Source organism: Halobellus sp. Atlit-38R (genome assembly GCF_003665925.1).
GTDB lineage: Archaea > Halobacteriota > Halobacteria > Halobacteriales > Haloferacaceae > Haloquadratum > Haloquadratum inordinatus.
The window spans coordinates 1-630 of record NZ_QXIJ01000114.1; the positions used below are offsets into that span (position 1 = coordinate 1).

Sequence of the window (630 nt, forward strand, 5' to 3'; positions counted from 1 at the left end):
TTGCTCGACGACGAGCGCTTCGTCGACGGGACGCACACGACGAAGTACCTCGACGAGGAGCTCGACCGCGACCTGGTCGCCGACGCCCAGGAGAAGTGGGGGACGGAGTCGGCCTCGGCGGGCGACGACGACGAGGAAGTCACCGAGCGCGAATTCACCGTCGAGGTGAACGGCAAGCGCTTCGAGGTGGAGCTAGAGGAGCGCGGCGCGCCCGCGATCCCCGTGCCCGAGAGCGGCGGCGGAGGCGGGCAGCAGCGCCCGCCGCAGGCGAAATCCGACGACGGCGGCGATGCCGGTGGCGTCGACGTCGCGGAGGGCGGCGAGGCCATCGAGGCGGAGATGCAGGGGACGATCCTCTCGGTCGATGTCGACGAGGGCGACGAGGTCGCCGCCGGCGACGTGGTCTGCGTCCTCGAGGCGATGAAGATGGAGAACGACGTGGTCGCCGAGCGCGGCGGCACCGTCGCGGGCGTCCACGTCGGCGAGGGCGACAGCGTCGACATGGGCGACGTGCTGATCGTGCTGGAGTGAGCGGGCTATCGACCGCGCAGCCCCAGTAGCTCCCGCGTCTGCTCGGGCGTCGCCACGGGGCGCCCGAGCTCCTCGGCGATCCGCGCCGCGCGCGCCACC

2 protein-coding genes are annotated in these 630 nt (G+C 72.5%); one reads left to right on the forward strand and one right to left on the reverse strand.

Annotated elements, in window-relative coordinates:
* Positions 1-531, forward strand: a 531-nt coding sequence (locus D3D02_RS18390; RefSeq protein ID WP_304999800.1) for a biotin/lipoyl-containing protein, incomplete at its 5' end; no start/stop codon positions are given.
* 5 nt (positions 532-536) lie between these two features.
* Here D3D02_RS18390 and D3D02_RS21545 read toward each other — a convergent pair.
* The coding region (locus tag D3D02_RS21545) for a 3-keto-5-aminohexanoate cleavage protein (protein ID WP_147435719.1) at positions 537-630 on the reverse strand (94 nt) is incomplete at its 5' end.